The sequence below is a fragment of the Spirillospora sp. NPDC049652 genome, assembly GCF_040675125.1.
GTDB lineage: Bacteria > Actinomycetota > Actinomycetes > Streptosporangiales > Streptosporangiaceae > Spirillospora.
Window position 1 is genome coordinate 1 of record NZ_JBFAOF010000470.1, and the last position, 5,456, is coordinate 5,456.

Annotated in this window: 2 protein-coding genes; both read left to right on the plus strand. The window is 73.2% G+C overall.

Annotated elements, in window-relative coordinates; translation table 11 throughout:
- Positions 1 to 4,627: amino acid adenylation domain-containing protein (locus AB0J52_RS25420; protein WP_500184728.1), on the plus strand; the 4,627-nt coding region annotated here is incomplete at its 5' end.
- Positions 4,624 to 5,456, plus strand: an 833-nt coding sequence (locus AB0J52_RS25425; protein ID WP_500184730.1) for a condensation domain-containing protein, incomplete at its 3' end; no start/stop codon positions are given. The genes AB0J52_RS25420 and AB0J52_RS25425, both read left to right, overlap by 4 nt.

The window sequence follows — 5,456 nt, forward strand, 5'->3', positions numbered from 1 at the left end:
GGCGCTGCTGCCGCTGTCGTACGGGCAGCAGCGGCTCTGGTTCCTCAACCGGTTCGAGGGGCCGTCGGCGACCTACAACATGCCGGTCGCGCTACGGATCCGCGGCGCGCTGGACGAGGCCGCGCTGCGCGCCGCGATCGCCGACGTCGTCGCCCGGCACGAGACGCTGCGGACCGTCCTGCCGGACGAGGAAGGCGTCCCGCGCCAGCTCGTCCTGGCTCCCGAGCACGCCACGCCCCAGCTCACGGTCGTGGAGAGCAGCGAGGCCGAACTGCCGATGCGGCTGGGCACGGCCGCCGGGCACGCCTTCGACATCTCCGCCGAACCGCCGCTGCGCGTGACGCTCTTCCGGCTGTCGGCCGACGAGCACGTGGTGCTCCTGCTGATGCACCACGTCGCCGGCGACGGTTGGTCGATGGCTCCGCTGGCGCGGGACGTGCTGACGGCGTATGTGGCGCGGGTCGGCGGGGACGCACCGTCGTGGGCTCCGCTGCCGGTCCAGTACGCCGACTACACGCTCTGGATGCGGGAACTCCTCGGCTCCGAGGACGACGCGTCGTCGCTGGTGGCGTCGCAGATCGCGTTCTGGAAGTCGGCGCTGGACGGGCTTCCGGAGGAGTTGGCTCTGCCGTCCGACCGGCCGCGTCCGGCCGAGGCGTCCTACCGGGGCGGGACCACCCGCTTCACCCTGCCGCCCGCCACCCACGAAGCCCTGCTCGCGCTCGCCCGCGAAACCGGCGCGAGCCCCTTCATGGTCGCGCAGGCCGCGTTCGCGGCGTTGCTGACCCGCCTCGGGGCCGGAACGGACGTCCCGGTGGGCTCGCCGATCGCGGGCCGTACCGACGAGGCCCTGGACGACCTGGTCGGCATGTTCGTCAACATGCTCGTCTTCCGGACCGACACGTCCGGGAACCCGACGTTCCGTGAGCTGGTCGGACGGGTGCGGGAGACCGACCTCGCCGCGTACGCCAACCAGGACGTCCCGTTCGAGCGGCTGGTGGAGGTGCTGAACCCGCCGCGCCACCTCGGCCGCCACCCGCTGTTCCAGGTCGGCCTGACCTTCCAGAACAACCCGGAGGCCCGGCTCGAACTGCCCGGCTTCAGCGCCGAGCCCGAGCCGCTGAACGCCGGGGTCGCCCGCTTCGACCTGCTCATGGTCCTCACCGAGCGGACCGGCCCGGACGGCGGTCCCGCCGGAGTGGACGGCGAGCTGGAGTTCGCCCTCGACCTCTACGACCCGGCGACCGCCGCCGGGCTCGCCGCCCGCTTCGAACGCTTCCTCACCACGCTTCTCGCCGCCCCGGACGCCCGTGTCGGCGAGGTCGAGGTGCTCGACCCGGCCGAGCGCCGCGTCATCCTGGATGACTGGGCGGGCGGCTCGGCTCCGGCCACTCCGGCCACGGCTGCCGAACGTACGACGATTCCGGCGCTGTTCGAGGCGCAGGTGGCGTCTCGTCCGTCGGCGGTGGCGGTGACGTTCGATGGCCGTTCGTGGACGTATGCCGAGGTCAACGCCGCTGCCAACCGGCTCGCCCGGCATCTGGCCGCGCAGGGCGTCGGACCGGAGCAGTTCGTCGCGCTGTCGTTCCCGCGTTCGACGGACCTCGTGATCGCGATCCTGGCCGTGCTCAAGACCGGCGCGGCGTACGTTCCTATCGACCCGGACTATCCGGCGGACCGGATCGCCTACATGGTCGAGGACGCCTCGCCTGTCCTGACCCTCAGCAGCATCGAGGTGGACGGGGACTACTCGTCGGAGAACCTGGACGACGTTCACGTGTCGCCGGACAACCCGGCGTATGTGATCTACACGTCCGGTTCGACAGGCCGCCCGAAGGGTGTGGTCGTTCCGCACCAGAACGTCGTCCGCTTGCTCAGTTCCACCGAGCCCTGGTTCTCGTTCGGGCCGGACGACGTGTGGACGCTGTTCCACTCGTATGCGTTCGACTTCTCGGTGTGGGAGCTGTGGGGTTCGCTGCTGTACGGCGGCCGGTTGGTCGTCGTTCCGTACCTGACGTCGCGGTCGCCGGATGAGTTCCTGAAGCTGCTGGCGGCCGAGAGGGTCACCGTCCTCAACCAGACGCCGTCCGCGTTCTACCAGCTCATGGCCGCTGACCGGGAGAACCCGGGCACCGACCTGGCGCTGCGGTATGTGGTGTTCGGCGGTGAGGCCCTGGAACTGGGCCGACTGGATGACTGGTACAGCCGCCACGACGAGGCCGCTCCGACGCTGGTCAACATGTACGGGATCACCGAGACGACCGTGCACGTCTCCTACGTGGCGCTCGATCGGGCCTATGCGGCGTCCGCGCCGGGCAGCGTCATCGGCACAGGCATTCCTGACCTGCGTGTCTATGTGCTGGACGAGCGGTTGCAGCCTGTTCCGGCGGGTGTGGTCGGTGAGCTCTACGTTGCGGGCGCCGGTCTGGCGCGCGGGTACCTGAACCGGCCCGGCCTGACGGCCGAACGGTTCGTCGCCGACCCGTTCGGCACGGAACCCGGTTCGCGCATGTACCGGACGGGTGACCTCGGCCGCTGGCTGGGCGACGGCCGCCTTGAGTACCTGGGACGTTCCGACCAGCAGGTGCAGTTGCGCGGGTTCCGGATCGAGCTGGGCGAGGTCGAGTCGGCTCTGGTGCGGCATGAGACGGTCGCTGACGCGGCGGTGGTCCTGCGTGACGAGAAGCTGATCGCCTACGCCGTGCCGTCCACCCCGGGCCTCGAACTCGATGCCTCTGAGCTGCGGCGGTTCGTCAACGGGGCGCTTCCGGACCACATGGTCCCGGCGGCCGTCGTCACGCTCGACGCGCTTCCGCTGACCTCCAACGGCAAGCTCGACCGCAAGGCGCTGCCCGCCCCCGACTTCCACGCCAACGCCGCCTCGCGCGCTCCGCGGACCCCGGAAGAGGAGACCCTCGCGGCGCTGTTCACCGAGGTCCTCGGCGGGCTGGAGAAGGTCGGGATCGACGACGGGTTCTTCGACCTCGGCGGCGACTCGATCATCGCCATCCAGCTCGTGTCCCGCGCCCGCCAGCAGGGCCTGGTGATCTCACCCCGGGACGTCTTCCAGCACCAGACCGTGGCCGGGCTCGCGGCCGTCGCCCGGCCGGCGGGCGAGGACGAGCGCGTCGAGGTCGAGGAGCCGGGGACGGGGACCGGGCCCGTCCCGGTGACGCCGATCGTCGGCTGGCTGCGGGAGCGGGTCGGCGGCGACGCCGCCCTGATCTCCGGCTTCCACCAGGCGACCCTGCTGGTCACGCCGCCCGGCCTCGGCGTCGAGCGGCTCACCGCCGCGGTCCAGCGGGTGCTGGACCACCACGACATGCTCCGCCTGACGCTCGACGTGGACGGCGACGACTGGCGGCCGGTCGTCCGGCCCGCCGGGAGCGTCCCGGCGTCCGGCCTGGTGAGCCGCGTGGACGTGGCGGGCCTGGACGCCGACAAGCTCCAGCAGGTCGTCACCGACCAGGCGGCCGCCGCGCGCGACGCCCTCGACCCGACGCGCGGCGAGGTCGCCCGGGTCGTCTGGCTGGACGCCGGCGACGAGCGCGGCCGGCTCCTGGTCGTCCTGCACCACCTGGCCGTGGACGGCGTGTCCTGGCGGATCGTCCTGCCCGACCTCGTCGCGGCCTGGGCCGGGGCCGAGCTCGAACCCGTCCCGACGTCGTTCCGGCGCTGGGCGCAGAAGCTCACCGGCGCCGCGTCCGACAAGGCCGTCACCGGCGACCTGGACGACTGGCTCGACATCGCCGACGGGCCGAGGCAGGACATCGCCGACCGTCCGCTCGACCCCCGCGTGGACATCGCCGCGCGCGCCGCGTCGGTCCGGCTGACGCTGCCCGCCGAGGTGACCGGGCCGCTGCTCAGCGACGTCCCGGCGGTCTACCACGGCCGCGTGAACGACGTCCTGCTGACCGGGCTGGCGCTCGCCGTGACGCACTGGCGCAGGCGGCGCGGCGGCCGCTCGACCGGCGGCGTGCTCGTCGACCTGGAAGGGCACGGCCGCGAGGACGCCGTGCCGGGCGTGGACCTGTCCCGGACGGCGGGCTGGTTCACCGCGATCCACCCCGTCCGGCTCGATCCGGGCACCACCGAATGGGCCGAGATCGAACGCGGCGGCCCGGTCGTCGGGACGGCGCTGAAGAAGGTGAAGGAGCAGCTCCGCGCGGTGCCGGGCACCGGCGGCGGCCTCGGCTACGGCCTGCTGCGCTACTGCGGCGGCCCGGACGCGGCGGAGGAGCTGGCCGAGATCCCGTCCGCGCAGCTCGCCTTCAACTACCTGGGCCGGGTCGCGGCCGGGGGCGGCGGCGACTGGGAGATCGCGCCCGAGGAGCTGCCCGCCGGCGAGGACCCGCGGATGCCCGCGGCGCACGCCTTGGAGGTCAACGCCGTGACCCGGGACCTGCCGTCCGGGCCGGAGCTGACCGCGGTGTGGTCGTTCCCGGACGGCCTGCTCGCCGAGGACGACGTCCGCGACCTCGCCGAGGCGTGGTTCGCGGCGTTGCGCGGCCTGGTCGCGCACGCGGCGTCCGGCGAGGCGGGCGGGTTCACCGCGTCCGACCTGCTGGTGGACCTGGACCAAGGCGAGATCGACCGGCTGCAAGAGGCGTGGAGGAGCAGGCAGTGAACCGGGGGGACCTCGAGGACATCCTGCCGCTGTCACCGCTGCAGCAGGGGTTCTACTTCCACGCCGTCTTCGACGACGCCGCGGACGACGTGTACACCGCGCAGCTCGTCCTCGACCTGGACGGCCCGCTGGACCGGGCCGCGCTGCGCCGGTCGGCGGAGGCGCTGCTGCGCCGGCACGCCAACCTGCGGGCCGCGTTCTGGCACGAGGACCTGTCCAAGCCCGTCCAGGTCGTCCCGCGCTCGGTGGAACTGCCCTGGGAGGAGACCGAGGCGGCGGACGACGCCGAGGCGGACGCGGTCGTGGCGCGCGAGCGGGCGCGGCCGTTCGAGCTGACCGAGCCGCCGCTGCTGCGGTTCGTCCTGGTCGGGCGCGGCCCGGACCGGCACCGGCTGGTCCTGACCAACCACCACATCCTGCTGGACGGCTGGTCCACCCCGGTCCTCGCGACCGAGCTGTTTCTGCTGTACGTGCGGGGCGGCGACGACACCGCCCTGCCGCGCGTCACCCCGTACAAGAACTACCTGGCCTGGCTCGCCGGGCAGGACCGCGACGCCGCCGAGGTCGCCTGGCAGAAGGCGCTGTCCGGCCTGGACGAGCCGTGCCTGGTCGCGCCCGAGGCCGCCGGGCTGCGGCCGGTCCCGCCCGGCCGCGCCGTCACCGAGCTGGAGGAGCGCTTCACCCGCCGGCTCACCCGCGTCGCGCGCCGCCACGACGCCACGCTCAACACCGTGCTCCAGGCCGCGTGGGGCATCGTCCTCGGCCGGATGCTCGGCCGCGACGACGTGGTGTTCGGCGCGACCGTGTCGGGCCGCCCGGCGGAGCTGCC